Genomic DNA, 17709 nt, shown 5'->3' with positions numbered 1-17709 from the left:
CTTGTCAATGCCCGGCAATGCAAGGCTCATCTCAAGCTATGAACATAGGTTCGCAACCTGCAGATTTCGTCGTTGCGCTGGCTGTTTCGAGTTCGTAAATAGGACCCGTCGATCGCGATCCCCAAAGGGCCCCTGCGGAGGCCCGCAAACCATCAAAGCCGCCGATGACCGCCAGGATCGAAAGACCGCTTTCACCTCACCTGCAGACCTATCGTTGGACCCTGACGATGGCGCTGTCCATCGTCCATCGCTTGACCGGCGTCGCCCTGTATTTCGGCACCTTGCTGCTGGCGTGGTGGCTGATAGCGGCCGCATCGGGACCCACCGCCTACGCCCACGTGCAGGCCTTTACCTCCAGCTTCCTCGGCCGCCTGATCGTGTTCGGCTATACGTGGGCGCTGCTGCATCATCTGCTCAGCGGCATCAGGCATCTGGTCTGGGATCTGGGTTACGGCTTCAAGGCCAGCGAGCGCGAAGCGCTGACATGGGGCGCGCTGATCGGCGGCATCTGCCTGACCGTATTGCTCTGGATCGCCGCCTACGCCATCGGAGGCGGACGATGACCGCGCCCAATACCGAAGCGACCCGATCGATGCGCACGCCGCTTGCCCGTGTTCGCAATCTCGGCGCCTCGCATTCCGGCACCTCGGATTTCTGGCGCCAGCGCCTCACCGCCGTGGCCATGGTGCTGCTGATGGTGCCCGTCATCGTGGTGGTGATGATGCTGCTCGGCCGCAATCAGGCCGGCGCCGCGCAAATTCTCGGATCGCCGCTGGTCGCGATCATCCTGTTGCTGTTCATCATCGCCAGCGCCTGGCACATGAAGATCGGCATGCAGGTGGTGATCGAGGACTATGTGCAGCACGAGACGACGAAGCTCGTCGCCGTCATGGCCAACAATTTCTTCTCGATTGCGGTGGCGCTGGCCTCGATCTACGCCATCCTCAAATTGTCATCCGGAGTGTAGCCCATGGCCGTAGGCGGAAACGGCAACGCCGCGAATGGCAGTGGTGGCCCGGCCACCAACGGCCACGCCTATCCGATTGAAGACCACACCTATGATGTCGTGGTCGTCGGCGCCGGCGGCGCCGGCCTGCGCGCGGTGGTCGGCTGCAGCGAGGCCGGCCTCAAGACCGCCTGCATCACCAAGGTATTTCCGACCCGTTCGCATACGGTGGCGGCGCAGGGCGGCATCTCCGCGGCGCTCGGCAACATGCACGTGGATAACTGGCGCTGGCACATGTACGACACCGTCAAGGGCTCGGACTGGCTCGGCGATCAGGATTCGATCGAATACATGGTGCGCCATGCGCCGGCGGCGGTCTACGAACTCGAACATTGGGGCGTGCCGTTCTCGCGCACCGAAGACGGCAAGATCTACCAGCGCCCGTTCGGCGGCATGACGCTGGACTACGGCAAGGGGCAGGCGCAGCGCACCTGCGCCGCCGCCGACCGCACCGGCCATGCCATGCTGCACACCATGTACGGCCAGGCGCTGCGCCACGCGGCGGAATTCTATATCGAGTTCTTCGCCATCGACCTGATCATGGATGACCAGGGCACCTGCCGCGGCGTGATTGCGCTGAAGCTCGACGACGGCACGCTGCATCGCTTCCGGGCGCAAACCACCATCCTTGCCACCGGAGGCTATGGGCGCATCTATCATTCCTGCACCGGCGCCCACACCCAGACCGGTGATGGCAGCGCCATGGCGCTGCGCGCCGGCCTGCCGCTGCAAGACATGGAATTCGTCCAGTTCCACCCGACCGGCATCTACGGCGCCGGTTGCCTGGTTACCGAGGGTGCGCGCGGCGAAGGCGGCTATCTCGTCAATTCGGACGGCGAGCGGTTCATGGAGCGCTATGCGCCATCCGCCAAGGATCTGGCGTCGCGTGACGTGGTCTCGCGCGCGATGACCATCGAAATCCGCGAAGGCCGCGGCGTCGGCAAGAAAAAGGACCACATCTTCCTGCACCTCGATCATCTCGATCCCAAGGTGCTGCACGAACGGCTGCCGGGCATCTCGGAAACGGTGCGGATCTTCTCCAATGTCGATGTGACGCGCGAGCCGATCCCGATCGTTCCGACCGCGCATTACAACATGGGCGGCATCCCCACCAATTATCACGGCGAAGTGCTGACCAAGAAGAACGGCGACGACAATTTCGTGGTGCCGGGCCTGATGGCCGTGGGCGAAGCGGCTTGCGTTTCGGTCCATGGCGCCAACCGTCTCGGCTCCAACTCGCTGATCGATCTCGTGGTGTTCGGCCGCGCCGCGGCGTTGCGCTGCGCCGAAAAGCTGGCGCCGAACGGCACGCAGCCGGAATTGCCGGCGGATTCGGCCGACAAGTCGCTCGGCCGGCTCGATCATTATCGCTACGCCGCCGGCGGCACGCCGACCGCGAAGCTGCGCGACAGCATGCAGAATGTGATGCAGAACAATTGCGCGGTGTTCCGCACCGGCGAGGTGCTGACCGAAGGGCACAATCTGATTCACAAGGTGCACGGCGGCATCGCAGACATCTCGGTCAGCGACCGCTCGCTGACCTGGAATTCCGACCTGGTCGAGACCCTCGAATTCGACAATCTGATCGTGCAGGCGGTGGTGACGATGGACTCGGCGGCGAACCGCACCGAGAGCCGCGGCGCCCATGCGCGCGAGGATTTCCCCGACCGCGACGACAAGAACTGGATGAAGCACACACTGGCGTGGATCGACGATCGCGGCAACACCGCGGTCGATTATCGCCCGGTGCACGACTACACCATGACCAACGACGTTCAATACATCCCGCCGAAAGCGCGGGTGTATTGATTAACAATCATAGCCCGTCATTCCGGGGCGCTCGGGAAGCGAGCGAGCCCGGAATCCATAGCCATGGCGGGGAGTATGGATTCCGGGCTCGCGCTGCGCGCGCCCCGGAATGACGAAAGGCGAGAGAAGATGGTTGAATTCGCACTGCCGAAAAATTCGAGGATCACAGGCGGCACGAGCTGGCCGAAGCCGGCGGGCGCCACCGAGACGCGCGAATTCAAGGTCTATCGCTGGAACCCGGATGACGGCAAAAATCCGAGCGTCGACACCTATTTCATCGACACCCATGATTGCGGCCCGATGGTGCTCGACGGCCTGATCTGGATCAAGAACAACATCGACCCGACGCTGACATTCCGCCGCTCCTGCCGCGAGGGCGTCTGCGGTTCCTGCGCCATGAATATCGACGGCCAGAATACGCTGGCCTGCACCAAGTCGATGCATGACGTGAAGGATGGCGCGGTGAAGGTCAATCCGCTGCCGCATCAGCCCGTGGTCAAGGACCTGGTGCCTGATCTCACCAATTTCTACGCGCAATATGCCTCGATCGAACCGTGGCTGCAGACGACAACGCCGACGCCACAGAAGGAATGGCGGCAGAGCCACGCGGACCGCGAGAAACTCGACGGCCTCTATGAATGCATTCTCTGCGCCTGCTGCTCGACCTCGTGCCCGAGCTATTGGTGGAACAGCGACCGTTATCTCGGCCCGGCCGCGTTGCTGCAGGCGAACCGATGGGTCAAGGACAGCCGCGATGAAGCCACTGGCGAGAGGCTCGACAATCTCGAGGACCCGTTCCGGCTCTATCGCTGCCACACCATCCTGAACTGCGTTAAGGCCTGTCCGAAGGGCCTCAATCCCGCCGAGGCCATCGCCGAACTCAAGCTCAAGATGGTCGAGCGGCAGATCTGAGCCGCGGCCGCCGGCCGCCTATCGCACGCACCGGAACAGACGTCGACACCGCAAATTGAGGCCCGACCGCAACCCCGGCGCGCCGCCTCGCCATGGGTTCGAAATTCCCTTGCTCAGGGCTTGCGGTTGCGAAACTATCCGCCCGTCTAGGGACAACAAACATGCGAATTCTGGAAATCGTCGCGGTCTGCGCCGCGTTGGGCGGCTGCGCGGCGCCCGGGCAAGAGGTGGCGTCGACGTCGCGGCTTGGCGACCAATTCGTCGGGAAAACTGCGAGTTCTCTCGTATCTCAGTTTGGCAAGCCGATCAGCCGCAATAAAATGGACAACGACCAAACGACGTATGTCTGGGAACTTGATCCCGCAACGGTTTCGGCTGACGACCGCCGGATCGATACGGGTTCGGCAGGTCTCTATGGAGACGGGCACACCCCTGGTTACATGACCGATGACCCCCGGCGTTGCAAGATGAGCGTCACCGTGTCGCCGGAGGGGGTCATCACCCAGGTTGTCACCGAGGACCAGAACGGCACCGGCGCACCGACGAGGAATTTCGGCATTCTCGGGGGCGTCTGCGCTCAGCTTCTCGGGACCAGATCCCGGACATAATCCAGGACCGGCCGCGGGCCCCGACGCCATGCCAATCATCCTGGTGTCATTGGATCCGCCGGCAAAAGTCGGCTAAGTAGGCGCGGCATTCTTCGGCGAGCACATCCGTGACCTCATCAACCCTCCCCCCAGGCATCGCGCCTGCCAATGATCCGGCGGCGCCACCTTTCGGGGCGTTCGCGCCGACGCGCGCGCAGGCTTCGATCATCTCACTTGCGCATCGCTCGCGATTGAAGCGCGGCGCGTTCCGCCCGATGCTGTCGCGGCTGATCAACGCCCTGCGCGCCGGGCCGCTCGATGTGCCCTATCAGGGCGCATCGTTCCGGTTCTATCACCAGGCCAGCGCCACGGAGCGCGGCGCCCTGTTCAATCCCGACTACAATCTCGAAGAGCTGGATTTTCTGCGGGCACATACGCCGATCGGCGGGGTGTTCGTCGATGTCGGCGCCAACGTCGGCACCTACGCCATGGTTCTGGCGCGGCATGTCGGCGCCTCCGGGAAGGTGATCGCGATCGAACCGCATCCCGTCACCCACGCCCGGCTGGCCTTTAATCGTAGCGCGTCCGGCTTCACGCAGGTTCAACTCGTGGCCGCCGCCGCCGGTCCTTCCGACGGCGAGCTGATGATCGCGACCGACGGTGACAATCTCGGCGCCAGCCACATCGTGTCAGGCGACCGCCCTGGCAATGCCATCAAGGTGCCTTCGTTGCGGCTGCAACGCATTCTCGACGATGCCGGCGCGGATCACGTCGACGCCCTGAAGATCGACGTCGAGGGATTTGAGGACCGCGTTCTGACCGGCTTCTTCAAGCAGGCGCCGCAACGCCTGTGGCCGCGTGCGGTGGTGATCGAACATCTGTCGCGGAACGAGTGGCTGGACGACTGCATTGCCGACATGCGCGCGCGCCGCTATGCGGAGACCGGCAGGACCCGCAGCAACACCATGCTGGTGCGCGGCTGAAGAGCCCGGCGCCTACCGGCTTCATTGCCGCAAATTGATCTTCAGGCCCGGGAGATGACGATGATTGACCATTTCGGCTTTTCGGTTTCCGACTATCCGCGCGCGAAGGCATTCTACACCAGGGCGCTGGCGCCTCTTGGCTACAGCCTCGTCATGGAGGTCACGCAGGAACAGACCGGTCGTGATCCCGCAGCCGGCTTTGGCGCCAACGGCAAGCCGGATTTCTGGATCGGCGGCGAAGGCGGATTGAACAAGCCGGTACACGTCGCCATACTCGCAAAGGATCGCTCCGCCGTGAACGCCTTCTACGAGGCTGCCATCGCCGCGGGCGGGCGCGACAATGGCGCACCCGGCCTTCGTGCGCATTATCATCCCGATTACTACGGCGCATTTGTGCTCGATCCCGATGGCCACAACATCGAAGCGGTCTGTCACGCGCCGGGCTGAGCTCATTTGCCAGGGGAACATCGCCTTGCCGGCGTCGTTATCGCTCCGACCGTCATGGAGCCAGCATGGAAAACGATAACGGCAAGGTGGGACCGTGAATGCCGATCGACCCCACAGAGGACCCGCCGATCAAGCCCGGGCAGCCGTCGGAGCCGCCGCAGGAAAGCCCGCCCGGAAGCCCTCGCCCCGAGGTGCCACCGCCGATGCAGGAACCGGGTGAGCCGCCACGGCCAGAGGAGTTGCCGGGCCGCACGCCGGAGGAATTGCCGGTGCGCGGACCGCAGGGACCGAACACACCCTCACCCGCGACCGACACGGGAAATATCGGCTTCGTAGCCGACTCCGTGCCAAGGTGCAGCGAATAGCCGCAAGGGGAAATGCAAGACTGCGAATTGGAATGATGATCTGAATGCGAAATGAACAAGCACGCATCCGGACTTTGCAGTGCGGGAAATAAATACCAATTCTGGTTTGAACGACGCCACAATCCGGCCTAACGCTTGTTCGTTGATCGCCAGAGTTTGTTGACAGACCATGTTGCCAAACCTTGTTGCCAAGATTTTTCCGGGGACGCCACCATCATGACAAAACTTCGACTCTTGCTGCTTGCCACCACAGCTCTCACCGCGCTGCAACTGGCCGCTGCTCCATCGCACGCGCAGACTGCGCCGCTGGTCGTCGCGCAGGCCCATGAGGAGCTGGGTCCCGATGGAAAGCCCAAGCAGCCGCCGAAGGCAGCGCCGCCGCCGCACCCGGCGCCTCCGGCCGCCGCACCTCCACGGCCTGCTCCGCCGCCGCCACCGCCACCACCGCCGCATCCCGCGCCACCGCCACCACCGCCGCATCCCGCTCCGCCGCCACCGCCCGCTGCTGCGCCGCCGCACGTTCCGCCGCCTGCTGCAGCGCCGCCGCATGTGCCGCCGCCGGCGGCAGCACCACCGCCACATCCCGCTCCGCCGACTCCCCCGGCGGCAGCGCCGCCGCCTGCGCCACCGAAGCCTCCGGCTGGGCCCGCCATGCAGCAGCAGGAGCGGGAAAGAGAGCTGGAGATGGAGAGGGCAAGAGAGCGGGAGAAAATGGCACCGCCTCCGCGGCCGCCTGCGGGCGGAGCCGCACCGCCGCCGCCGCCCTCGGGCGCGGCCACACCCCCGCCGCCACCGCACGCCGGGCCGCCCCCGGCCGCCCCTGCGCCGGGCGCCGCTCCCGCCACTCCTTCACCGGGCGCGGGCACACCACCGCCGCCACCGCGGACCGGGCCGCCGCCGGTCACCCCTGCTCCGGGCACCGCTCCGGCCGCACCCGGTGGGCAGACCGCGCTGCCGCCCGGAGCTGCGCCGTTGGTCCGTCACGCGCCGCCAACGGTAGCCGCGCCGATTCCAGCGGCCCCGCCGCCGGCTCAGGCTTTGACCCCGATTGCGCCGGGCGCGGCGCCGCAGGGACCGCGCCGCATGGAGGATTTCCGTGGCCAACGGCAGGAAAGCGACCAGGGCGGCCGCAAGGTCTTCACCGAGCCGGGCCGGGTCATCGTGGTCGATCCCGGCGGTCAGTCGTTCATTCGCCACAACGAAGAGGATCGATTCCGTTTCGGCGCACGCGATATCCAGACCCAGCAGGTCGGCGGCGAGACCCGCACCATCGTGATTCGTCCCGATGGCTCGCAGATCATCACCGTCGTCGGCCGCGACGGACAGTTGCTGCGCCGGATCAGGCGGGACCATGAGGGCCGCGAGATCATCATCATCGACAACAGCTACCGCGATCCTCGCGACGCCGGTGGGTTCTACGTCGACCTGCCGCCGCCGGTGATCCGGATCCCCTACGACCGGTACATCGTGGATGCCGACGATGCGTCGCCGGACCTGATCTACGACACCATGGAAGCGCCGCCGGTGGACCGGATCGAGCGACGTTATTCGCTCGACGAGATCCGCTACAGCCCGTCGGTGCGGCAGTTGATGCCGAGCATCGATCTCAACACCATCACCTTCGAGACCGGATCGTGGGAGATTCCGCCCGATCAGGCGGCGCGGCTGCAGGTGATCGCGGAAGGGCTCAATCGGGCGATCGCGCGCAACCCGCGCGAGGTGTTCCTGATCGAGGGTCACACCGACGCGGTCGGCAATCCCGTCGACAATCTCTCGCTATCGGATCGGCGCGCCGAATCCGCGGCCGAGTTGCTGACCCAGCAATTCGGGGTGCCCTCGGAAAACCTGACCTCGCAGGGCTATGGCTCTCAATATCTGAAAGAGCAGACCGACGGACCGAGCCGTATCAACCGCCGCGTCACCATCCGCCGCATCACGCCGTTGCTCAACGGCGGCGTGGCGACACTGCCGCCGCCGCCCCCGGGCACCGCCCCGCCGCGGTGAGGCGAGAGCAAGGTCGAAAAGGAAAATGGCCGGGAGCAATCCCGGCCATTTTGTTTGCTCTCCCCGGATCGTTTCCGCAGCACTAGGCCAACGGCGCGGCCGTGCTGTTCTCAGTCCTTGTCGGTATCGAGTTTGAAGATGTGGGAGCTGTCCCCGATCGATAGCAGGCCTGCCTCGGCGTAGAGATTCAGTTTGGCGCGGGTATCGGTGATGTCGAGGTTGCGCATGGTCAGCTGGCCGATCCGGTCCGCCGGCGTGAACGCCGCATCGTCCACCTTCTCCATGCTCAGCCGCTCCGGCTGATAGGTCAGGTTGGGGCTCTCGGTGTTCAGGATGGAGTAGTCGTTGCCGCGTCGCAGTTCGAGCGTGACCTCGCCGGTGATGGCGCGAGCCACCCAGCGCTGGGCCGTTTCGCGCAGCATCAGAGCCTGAGAATCGAACCACCGCCCCTGGTAGAGCAACCGGCCAAGGCGCATGCCGCTGATCCGGTATTGCTCGATGGTGTCTTCGTTGTGGATGCCGGTGAGCAGGCGCTCGTAGGCGACGTGCAGCAGCGCCATGCCGGGAGCTTCGTAAATGCCGCGACTCTTGGCCTCGATGATCCGGTTCTCGATCTGGTCGCTCATGCCGAGGCCATGTCGACCACCGATGGCGTTGGCCTCGAGAAACAGCGCGACCGGATCGGCGAACGTCTGGCCGTTCAGCGCGACGGGCTGTCCCTCCGCAAAACACACGGTGACCGTTTCGGCCTTGACGACACGGTCGTCGCGCCAAAACGGCACGCCCATGATGGGAGTGACGATCTTGATGCCACTGTCCAGGCGCTCGAGATCCTTGGCCTCGTGGGTAGCGCCGAGGATATTGCTGTCGGTCGAATACGCCTTCTCGGCGCTCATCTTGTAGTCGAAGCCGTTGGCGGTCAGGAACGCCGACATTTCCGCACGGCCGCCCAGCTCGTCGATGAACTGCTGGTCGAGCCAGGGCTTGTAGATCTTGAGGCTCGGATTGGTCAGCAGGCCGTAGCGGTAGAACCGCTCGATATCGTTGCCCTTGAACGTCGAGCCATCACCCCAGATGTTGACGCCGTCCTCCTTCATGGCCGCGACCAGCATCGTGCCGGTCACAGCGCGACCCAGGGGCGTGGTGTTGAAGTAGGTGGCGCCGCCGGTGCTGATGTGGAAAGCGCCGGACTGGATCGCGGCGATACCTTCGTGGACCAGTTGCGTACGGCAATCCACCAGTCGGGCTTTCTCGGCGCCGAAGCCCTGCGCCTTGCGCGGGATCTCGTCGTAGTCGGCCTCATCGGGCTGGCCGAGATTGGCGGTATAGGCGAAGACGCGGGCGCCTTTCTGTTTCATCCACAACAGCGCCGCGCTGGTGTCGAGACCGCCCGAGAAAGCAATGCCGACTTTTTCCCCTTTGGGCAGGCCCTTCAAGATCGTACTCATGGAGCTTCCAATCGGTCGTAATGGCTGGCGTTTCCAGCGAATTGAGTGCGCGAATATCAAATTTCGCGCCGATCGGCACGCGTTTAATCGCGGATGGCGCTCGAACGACCGGAGCAGGATTACCCCGGCTTGCGGAAACGAGTAGCCAGCCGCGTCAGCGCGGCATCGACGCCTTCATCGGTAAGCCGGGTCGAGGGCCAGCGGTAGATATAGCCGTGCGCCAGCCAGATCACCAGAAACGTGACCAGCCCGGCGGCGGCGACATCGGTAAAGAAGTGCCCGCCGAACGCCATCCTAAGCAGGCTGGTCATAACCCCGAACGCCGTTGCGGCGGCATAGGCCAGCGGCCGCCACGCCGGCGGCGTCAGCGCCGCGGGCGCGTAGGTCCAGAAGGCGGTGGCACCTTCGCCGGAGAAGAACGAGCAATTGCGTCCGCAGCTGCCGCGCGGATCCCACCACGCCACGAACGGCTGATCGCCATTGAATTGCGTCACGGTCACGGGACGCGGCCGGCCCCAGTAACTCTTGAAGGTGAGGTTGGTGAGAACACCGGCGGAAAGGATCAGCGTCGCCAGCAGGAAAACGATCGCACGCCCCGACATCAGCAGCGGCCGGTCCGGCCGCGCCAGTTTCACGAGCAGCGCAACGATCGCCGGCAGCGCCAGGCCCCAGGCAATCCACATCGCACCGTCGCGCGCGATGGCCGCCAGCGCATTGAGCTTCAGCGGAAACGTCTTGCTCGGAGCATCGTAGAACCATGCGGTGAGCTTGAGATCGAGTTCGGGATAAATCCCGAACAGCAATCCGACAGCAAGCGCCAGCGTGAGCGCGATGATGAGTCCGGTCCGGTTCATGGCGCGGGGTTTAGCCGAGGAGGTTCGCGATGAAAAGGCTTGGCTGTGGCCGGATCCCTCCAGGGGAGGGTAACGCTTGCTACAATGCCGGCGGCGGCGAATGCGACGGCAATGGCGGCGGCGACCGCAGCGGGGTCGGCGGCTTGCGCCAGGCGCCGGCATTGCGACCGGCGATCATCCAGTAGGCCACGCCCGCGACGATGCCCGCCCCGGTCATGATTTCGAGGTGACGCCGCACGATGCCCTCGAAGCGAAGCGTCTCGGAATCGAAGGGCACGAGGCCCAGATAGCACGCCAGGCCAACGATGCCGCCGCCAACCGCGTAGGTCAGCGCGCCCCGGATATAAAACGCTTCCGTGATCGCGACCACGATCGCCGCCGGCAGAAGCGCAAAACCGCTGACAAAGATGAAGCCGAAACCGAGCAGGACGTTCAGCGCGCCGGGATCAACCGGACCGGCACCGAGGTCGCTGAATTCGGGAAACATGATCGCACCGACCACGATCATCCCCGCCACCAGAGAGGCGGCGAGAAATCCGAAGAGGATGACGAACAGGCGACCGATCAATGCCATGCGGGCAATCCGAACTCGTCATTGCGAGCGCCAGCGAAGCAATCCATGGCACCGCACGGGACGCTGGATTGCTTCGTCGCTTCGCTCCCTTGCGCAAACGCTTCGCGTTTGTCGCAGGCAATGACAGCCTGAATCGGAAGTCTCGTCATCGCTAATCCGTCATCGCCATGGCGCGCAGCGCCTGCCGCTCGCGCACCGACAATTTCTCGGTCTCCGATTTCAACTGGCCGCAGGCAGCCAGGATGTCGCGGCCGCGCGGCGTGCGCACCGGCGAGGAGTAGCCGGCGTTGAAGATATATTCGGAGAATTTTTCGATCTGTTCCCAATCCGAGCATTCGTAAACCGTGCCCGGCCACGGATTGAACGGAATGAGATTGATCTTGGCCGGAATCCCCTTCAGGAGCCTCACCAGCAGCTTGGCATCATCGAGCGAATCGTTGACCCCTTTCAGCATGACATATTCGAAGGTGATGCGCCGCGCGTTGGAGGAGCCGGGATAATCGCGGCAGGCCTGCAGCAGTTCGGCAATCGGATATTTGCGGTTCAGCGGCACCAGTTGGTTGCGCAATTCGTCGCGCACCGCATGCAGCGAGATCGCCAGCATGACGCCGATCTCCTCGCCGGTGCGGATGATGTTCGGCACCACGCCCGAGGTCGACAGCGTGATGCGGCGGCGGGAAATTCCGATGCCCTCATTGTCCGACACGATCAAGAGCGCGTCGCGCACCGCGTCGAAATTATACAAGGGCTCGCCCATGCCCATCATCACCACGTTGGTGACGAGACGGCCGCCGGTCGGCGTTTCGCGGTCGGCCCAGTCATTGAGGCGGTCGCGCGCCACCATGACCTGGCCGACGATTTCGCCCGCGGTGAGGTTGCGCACCAGCCGTTGCGTGCCGGTATGGCAGAACGAGCAATTCAGCGTGCAGCCGACCTGCGATGAAACGCACAGCGTGCCGCGATCGGTTTCCGGAATATAGACGCACTCGACTTCATGCGCCTTCTCGATGCTGTCGCCGCTCGGCAGCCGCAACAGCCATTTGCGGGTGCCGTCGCTGGAAATCTGTTCGGCGACCACCTCGGGCCGCGCCACCGTGAAATGCGCTTCGAGCTGACTGCGCATCTCCTTGGAGATGCTGGTCATCTCGTCGAACCGCTGCGCGCCGCGGACATAGATCCAGTGCCACAGCTGCTGCACCCGCATCCTGCGCTGCGCAGCCGCGACGCCGATGGCTCCCAATTGTTCGGCGATCTCGTCACGCGACAACCCGACCAGCGAAGGCTTTGCCGGCGGCACGTAGGATTCCAGCGCGACCTTTTCCAGGGGCGCCGGGGCATAGGATCCGGATTCGATTGAAGTGATGGTGATGGTCATGCGTCACGGCTAGAGGGTTGTTTCCTCATCCTGAGGAGCGGCGTCTTCGCCGCGTCTCGCAGGATGAGCTTGTGGCCTCATGGTTCGAGACGGCGCAAACGCGCCTCCTCACCATGGGGAGATACAGCTACCAGATAGGCCTTCTAGGGCCGCCAAACAACGTGGTTTTTGACATTGAGGCCGCTACCGCCTGCAATCCTGCGCCAGCCGGTCGAGCGCCTGGGCAAGCCCCTTCAGCGAGAACACGTCGGTGGTCTCGGTGCCCTTCGTCGACACGCCCTTGACGGTGACATCGGCGGCCTTGCGCATGGCATCCACCATCCGCTCTTCCTCGGCGGCGTTCTTGATCCAGAGGCCATCGCCCTGGGTATACATCGCGTAGGAAGCGCCGCCGACTTCGAGCGTCGATTCCGAACCTGGTTTCAGGGCATAGCCGATCATGATCGAGACTTCGTTGACAACCTTTTCAGCCGGACGCGTGGAGACGAACGCATAGGCCGGGTCGCGCGGACGGTTCGGCGGATTGGTTTTTGACGATGAAGGCTTTGCCAGCGCGAAGCATACCTTCTTTCCGTTCGGCGTCGCGGTGTAGGCGCCCCAGGGGCCGAACTGGCCGATCAATGTCGGCTCGGCACCGACAGCGGCGGCGGCAGCTTCCGGCTTGGCCGCCGCCGGCTTGGCCGCGCCTTTCGACGGCGCGCCCTGCGCCTGCGCAAGGCCTGCACCCCCGCACACCAGTACGCTTGCCATCAGAGCTGTCAGCATTCGCCGCACGAACATCGCCAAATCTGGTCCCTCATTATTGTGACTGGAAGATGGCCCGATACCGTGTGGTCACAGGCCCGATGGATAGCCGGGAAATCTCTGGTTGGGAAGGCAGTTACGGTCCTCACGGACACCAGCGTCCGAGACCGCTCCGCGCTCGCTGCGCCATTTTATGTGCGGTCCTTCGACCGCGCCATCCGCTGCGCCTCCCACTGCGCCTCGGTCCAGGCCAGGAGGTCCTCGGCGCCGGAACTGCGCAAATGCGCGCCACCGTCCTGCACCACCATCTCGCCATTGATGTAGCCGGCGGAATCGGAAATCAGGAAGCTCGCAAGATTGGCAAGCTCGCCATGTTCGCCGACGCGGCCGAGCGGATTTCTCGATCCCCAGTTGTCGTCGCGGCCCTGGGGCCGAAGCTGGCCGACGGCGCCCGCGGTCGGAAACGCGCCAGGCGCGATCGCCACCGTGCGGATCCCCTTGGGTCCCCACTCCACCGCGAGGCTTTTGGTCATCGCGAGAATCGCCGACTTGGCCATCGCCGACGGCACCGTGAAGGCGCGGCCGGTAATGGTCGAGGTCGACAGGATACTCAGCACCACGCCCCGGTGCCCTGCCTCGATCCAGCGCTTGCCCGCAGCCAGCGTGCAATACATCGCGCCGTGCAGCGTCGGTGCCAGAACCGCGTCGGCGGCGCGAAACGACAAGTGCTCGGTCTGCGCGACGAAGGTCGCGGCGGCGTTGTTGACGAGAACGTCGAGCGGCGCGGTGCGCCAGATCGCATCCATCATGGCATCGACGCCGGCACCATCGCGAATATCGCATCTGATGACGTCGACCTTGCCGCCGAGATCGGCGCGGAGCTTGGCGGCCGTCGCCTCCAGCACGTCGAGCCGTCGGCCGCAGATGATCAGTTCGGCGCCAAGCTCGACGAAACGGTGCACCATCGCGGCGCCGAGCCCGGAGCCGCCGCCGGTGACCAATATCCGCTTTCCCGCGAGCAGGCCTTTTTCGAACATCGTTTTAACCCTCTTCGGCCAAAGCCGGCCCTGATCCCGGGCAGCGGGCCTTCGAATCCAATTGTAGCCCGGCTTCAAATCCGGCATGAAGCGTACCGCGTTGCTTGCGCGCCGGAAACTCAGGTGAATCCATGAAAGCCATTCTCTGCTCGCAATATTGCGGCCCCGACGATCTCGTGCTGACCGAGCTGCCGGATCCGGTGGCGGGCCCCGGCGAGGCCGTGATCGCGATCAGATCCGCCGCGCTGAATTTCTTCGACCTCCTGATGATCCAGGGCAAATACCAGATCAAGCCGCCGTTTCCGTTTTCGCCGGCGGCCGAGGTCGCGGGCGTGATCGAAAGTGTCGGCGCAGGGGTCACCGACCTCAAGGCCGGCGACCGCGTCGTGGCCTCGTGCGGCCACAACGGCGCGCGTGAAAAGATCGCGCTGCCGGCCAATTCCATCGTCAGGATTCCCGACAATCTGGATTTCGACCGCGCCGCCGGGATCATCATCATCTACGGCACCGCGCTGCATGCGCTGGAGGATCGCGCCCGCCCGAAAGCGGGGGAGACCATGGCAGTGTTAGGCGCTGCCGGCGGCACCGGCCTGGCGGCATGCGAACTCGGCAAGCTGATGGGCCTGAAGGTCATTGCCTGCGCATCGTCAGACGAGAAGCTTGAATTCGCCAAGACGCATGGCGCCGAGCTCGGCCTGAACTACGCCAAGGAAGATCTCAAGGAAGGCCTGCGCCGGCTCACCGGCGGCAAGGGCGCCGACATCATTTTTGATCCCGTCGGCGGCAGCTATGCCGAAGCGGCCCTGCGGTCGATCGCATGGGAGGGCCGCTTTTTGGTGATCGGTTTCGCCGCCGGCGAGATTCCGAAAATGCCGCTCAATCTGGCACTGCTGAAGGGCTGCGATATCCGCGGCGTGTTCTGGGGCGCGTGGGCACGGCTCAATCCGGAAAAGAATCGCGCCAATCTGGAAAAGCTCGTGAAGTGGACCGCGGAGGGCAAGATCTCCTCGCATGTCGACCGCACCTTTCCGCTGGCACAGACCGCCGATGCCCTCAAGGTGCTCGCGGGACGCAAGGCGATGGGCAAGGTGATCCTGCATCCGTGATGCGAAAATGGGCGGCGGATGCGGTTCCAGCCGTTCGCAGATCGCGCCATTCTTGTTTTCGCCACAAGCGTCGAAACGCTGTGGGCAACCGCACGGTGCCTCAAAGAAATCAAAATATCTCCCAAATCGTGCCGGCGGCCGTCGCTTTTTGGACGGATTCGAAATGCGAATTACGGGTTCCAGTAGCGGGCAGACTGGGCTTGGTTAACAAGAAGATAAGAAACTGACTAAGGCCGCGATGCCCGATGTTGCGTGGTAACGGGAGGCATCACTATGGCGCAGGAAACAAGGTTCCCCTTTAGCGGCGAACAATATGACAGACCATTTGACGACAGACCATTTGACGGACCGATGGACTTGGACGAGTTCGGTTCGCAGCTCAGGTCCTACCGCGCCCCTCGATCGGTCTCGACAAGGGATGATTACCTCCCGGAAGATCCCGCCCCTCTCTTTCTATCTGAATATGCCGATGATCCCCTGCCACCGGTATTTGGAAGCGCCCGGAACAGAGGGGTCATCTCGCGGCGTCCTATCAGGACCAGTATCGTGCTGCTCGCTGCCGCGGTGACCTGTTACGCGGTCCTGTCGGTCAGGAATCCGTTCCCTGTTTTTGCCAACGCGACGGCGATGCTGATGGGAACATCGGAGGCTCAATCGGTCCCCGTTCCGCCAGCGCCGGTCCCTTCATCAACCGCCCGCGTTCAGCCCTCGCCGTTGACTGCACCGACGCGCGACGAAATTGCTGCCGCCCTTAAAACAGCCCACCAGACCTTGGCTCCGGTGGAAATCCGCCCGCCTGTCGTCGCTGCGGCTCCGCCGATAGCGGCTCCGCCGGTGATCGCTGCGCTGCCGGCAAGAAAGATCAGTGCCGACGAACTCGCCACGCTGATGACGCGGGCCAAGGGCTTGCTTGCGGCGGGTGATATTCCGCCGGCCCGCCTGTTGCTGGAACGGGCGGCGGAGGCGCAGGAGCCCGGCGCCGCGCTGTTGCTGGCGCAGACCTACGATCCCGCGGTGCTGGGAACGCAGGATGCCCGCAACATCACTGCCGATCCGGCGCTGGCGCGCAGCTGGTACCAGCGGGCCGCCCAGCTCGGCTCGGCCGATGCACAGCGGCGTCTCAGTCAACTGCAATAATTCAACGGCAATAATTTTTTCAAGTGGGGCACAAAAAATGCGACGATTATTTGGATTAGCACTCGTTGCCATGATGATGGCTTGCGGCTTTGCGGCGCGGGCGGAAGTCAACGAATACGACCCGGCCAAGGTCAGCGAAAGCCTTAAAGCCATCTTTCAATTCGGCTCGACCGCCACCAAGCAGGCGCTGAACGCCAACACGGTGACGCTGATCTCCGGCACCATCGGCGGCACCTATGTGCAATTCGGCGCCGACCTCGCTTCCGTGCTCGACGACGGAAACAAGTTGCGCGTACTTCCGATCGTCGGGCGCGGCTCTGTGCAGAGCGTCGCCGACATCCTGTTCCTGCAGGGCGTCGATTTGGGAATCGTGCGGGCCGACACACTCGATTATCTTGAGAAGAAGGGCTTCGCCAAGGACATCAAGAAGCAATTCACCTATGTGACGAAGCTCTACAACGAAGAGATGCAGATCATCGCACCGAAATCGGTGCAAAGCCTGAGGGACCTCGAAGGCAAGACTGTCAGCGTCGACCTGCCCAACGGCAGCACCTTCGTCACCGTGCTGACGGTTGCCGATCGGCTCGGGATCAAGGCGAACTGGGTCTATGTCGAGCAACGCATTGCGATGGAGAAACTCAAGGCCGGCGAAATCGACGCCGTCATCGTGGTGGGAGGCAAACCCTACAAATCGGTCTCCAGCTTCGGCAATGACGGCCGTTTCCACCTCGTGAAGGTCGATTACGAAAAGCCGCTGCAGGGTGACTACCTGCCGGCAACGTTGACCGCGAAGGATTATCCGAACCTGATCGCGGAAGGCGAGAAGGTGGACACCATCGCGGTGCCGGCGCTGCTTGCGGCGTATAACTGGGCGCCCAATACCGATCGCTATCGCAAGCTGACGCAGTTCGTGGACGCGTTCTTCACGAAATTCCCGACCTTCCAGAATCCGCCCTTCCATCCGAAATGGAAGGAAGTTTCGTTGTCGGCGCCGCTGGCTGGCTGGAACCGCTTCCCCTACGCGCAGCAATGGCTCGACAGCCACCGGATCGAGCCGGTCGCGCGAAGCCGCTTTGACGAATTTCTGAAGCAGAATGCGGCGTCGGGAAAGCAGCCCGCAGATGCCGACAAGGAAGCGCTATTCAAGCAATTCAAAGCCTGGGAAGCTGAACAAGCCCGGGCCCAGGTTCAGGCGACGCCAAAACAACGCTAGACCTCTCCAGCTTGGGCCGGGGTGATCCGCACCCCGGCCCTCGCCGTTGCCGAAAAATGCGAATTCGCCAAGGCGACCGGATGCGTTTCGTCGCCGTCGGTCAACTTC

At 63.9% G+C, this 17709-nt stretch carries 18 protein-coding genes; 12 read left to right on the top strand and 6 right to left on the bottom strand.

All coding sequences use genetic code 11. The features are described 5' to 3' along the window. The first annotated feature begins 164 nt into the window (after nucleotides 1–164). The 9 genes from sdhC to E8A46_RS07725 all read left to right on the top strand — a co-directional run bounded on the left by sdhC (nucleotide 165) and on the right by E8A46_RS07725 (nucleotide 8113). On the top strand, nucleotides 165–563 hold the full coding sequence (gene sdhC, locus E8A46_RS07765) for a succinate dehydrogenase, cytochrome b556 subunit (protein ID WP_291559204.1): 399 nt from the start codon (nucleotides 165–167) through the stop codon (nucleotides 561–563). Next, on the top strand, nucleotides 560–967 hold the full coding sequence (sdhD, locus tag E8A46_RS07760) for a succinate dehydrogenase, hydrophobic membrane anchor protein (RefSeq protein ID WP_291559203.1): 408 nt from the start codon (nucleotides 560–562) through the stop codon (nucleotides 965–967). The genes sdhC and sdhD overlap by 4 nt, the downstream gene beginning before the upstream one ends. Before the next feature lie 3 nt (nucleotides 968–970). Further along, the gene (gene sdhA / locus E8A46_RS07755; protein ID WP_291559202.1) at nucleotides 971–2815 is read left to right on the top strand and encodes a succinate dehydrogenase flavoprotein subunit; all 1845 of its coding nucleotides are present in this window, start codon (nucleotides 971–973) and stop codon (nucleotides 2813–2815) included. A 129-nt stretch (nucleotides 2816–2944) separates the two neighbouring features. Continuing rightward, nucleotides 2945–3727, top strand: a complete 783-nt coding sequence (locus tag E8A46_RS07750; protein ID WP_291559201.1) for a succinate dehydrogenase iron-sulfur subunit — start codon at nucleotides 2945–2947, stop codon at nucleotides 3725–3727. A gap of 161 nt (nucleotides 3728–3888) precedes the next feature. Beyond that, nucleotides 3889–4335, top strand: coding sequence for a hypothetical protein (locus tag E8A46_RS07745; protein WP_291559200.1), 447 nt, complete (start codon nucleotides 3889–3891; stop codon nucleotides 4333–4335). Between the two features lie 134 nt (nucleotides 4336–4469). Then, nucleotides 4470–5297, top strand: a complete 828-nt coding sequence (locus E8A46_RS07740; RefSeq protein ID WP_291559304.1) for an FkbM family methyltransferase — start codon at nucleotides 4470–4472, stop codon at nucleotides 5295–5297. A 60-nt stretch (nucleotides 5298–5357) separates the two neighbouring features. Continuing rightward, nucleotides 5358–5744: a VOC family protein gene (locus tag E8A46_RS07735; protein WP_291559199.1), complete on the top strand. Its 387-nt coding sequence runs from the start codon at nucleotides 5358–5360 to the stop codon at nucleotides 5742–5744. 98 nt (nucleotides 5745–5842) lie between these two features. Next, nucleotides 5843–6109 (top strand): hypothetical protein, encoded by a 267-nt coding sequence (locus E8A46_RS07730; RefSeq protein WP_291559198.1) that lies wholly within the window; start codon nucleotides 5843–5845, stop codon nucleotides 6107–6109. A 216-nt stretch (nucleotides 6110–6325) separates the two neighbouring features. Then, nucleotides 6326–8113 (top strand): OmpA family protein, encoded by a 1788-nt coding sequence (locus tag E8A46_RS07725; protein WP_291559197.1) that lies wholly within the window; start codon nucleotides 6326–6328, stop codon nucleotides 8111–8113. Nucleotides 8114–8223: 110 nt separating this feature from the next. Here E8A46_RS07725 and argG read toward each other — a convergent pair whose 3' ends face one another. From argG to E8A46_RS07695, 6 genes are all read right to left on the bottom strand, one after another. Continuing rightward, nucleotides 8224–9561: an argininosuccinate synthase gene (gene argG, locus E8A46_RS07720; RefSeq protein ID WP_291559196.1), complete on the bottom strand. Its 1338-nt coding sequence runs from the start codon at nucleotides 9559–9561 to the stop codon at nucleotides 8224–8226. Between the two features lie 119 nt (nucleotides 9562–9680). Further along, nucleotides 9681–10415 carry a phosphatase PAP2 family protein gene (locus E8A46_RS07715; protein WP_291559195.1) on the bottom strand — a complete coding sequence of 245 codons (735 nt, stop codon included), beginning with the start codon at nucleotides 10413–10415 and terminating at the stop codon, nucleotides 9681–9683. A gap of 79 nt (nucleotides 10416–10494) precedes the next feature. Continuing rightward, nucleotides 10495–10989, bottom strand: a complete 495-nt coding sequence (locus tag E8A46_RS07710; protein ID WP_291559194.1) for a hypothetical protein — start codon at nucleotides 10987–10989, stop codon at nucleotides 10495–10497. A gap of 151 nt (nucleotides 10990–11140) precedes the next feature. Beyond that, nucleotides 11141–12364 (bottom strand): 23S rRNA (adenine(2503)-C(2))-methyltransferase RlmN, encoded by a 1224-nt coding sequence (rlmN, locus tag E8A46_RS07705; RefSeq protein ID WP_291559193.1) that lies wholly within the window; start codon nucleotides 12362–12364, stop codon nucleotides 11141–11143. A 183-nt stretch (nucleotides 12365–12547) separates the two neighbouring features. After that, nucleotides 12548–13144, bottom strand: coding sequence for an invasion associated locus B family protein (locus E8A46_RS07700; RefSeq protein ID WP_291559302.1), 597 nt, complete (start codon nucleotides 13142–13144; stop codon nucleotides 12548–12550). 155 nt (nucleotides 13145–13299) lie between these two features. Further along, nucleotides 13300–14145: an SDR family oxidoreductase gene (locus E8A46_RS07695; protein WP_291559192.1), complete on the bottom strand. Its 846-nt coding sequence runs from the start codon at nucleotides 14143–14145 to the stop codon at nucleotides 13300–13302. Nucleotides 14146–14276: 131 nt separating this feature from the next. On the opposite strand from E8A46_RS07695, the gene E8A46_RS07690 reads away from it, so the two are divergent. The 3 genes from E8A46_RS07690 (at nucleotide 14277) to E8A46_RS07680 (ending at nucleotide 17601) form a co-directional block, all read left to right on the top strand. Beyond that, nucleotides 14277–15251 carry an NADPH:quinone oxidoreductase family protein gene (locus E8A46_RS07690; RefSeq protein WP_291559191.1) on the top strand — a complete coding sequence of 325 codons (975 nt, stop codon included), beginning with the start codon at nucleotides 14277–14279 and terminating at the stop codon, nucleotides 15249–15251. A 546-nt stretch (nucleotides 15252–15797) separates the two neighbouring features. Further along, the gene (locus E8A46_RS07685) at nucleotides 15798–16388 is read left to right on the top strand and encodes a hypothetical protein (RefSeq protein ID WP_291559190.1); all 591 of its coding nucleotides are present in this window, start codon (nucleotides 15798–15800) and stop codon (nucleotides 16386–16388) included. Nucleotides 16389–16425: 37 nt separating this feature from the next. Then, nucleotides 16426–17601, top strand: coding sequence for a TAXI family TRAP transporter solute-binding subunit (locus tag E8A46_RS07680; protein ID WP_291559189.1), 1176 nt, complete (start codon nucleotides 16426–16428; stop codon nucleotides 17599–17601). Nucleotides 17602–17709: the final 108 nt, after the last annotated feature.

The organism is Bradyrhizobium sp. (genome assembly GCF_004799445.1).
GTDB lineage: Bacteria > Pseudomonadota > Alphaproteobacteria > Rhizobiales > Xanthobacteraceae > Bradyrhizobium.
This window is presented reverse-complemented; position numbering and strand designations above follow the sequence as displayed.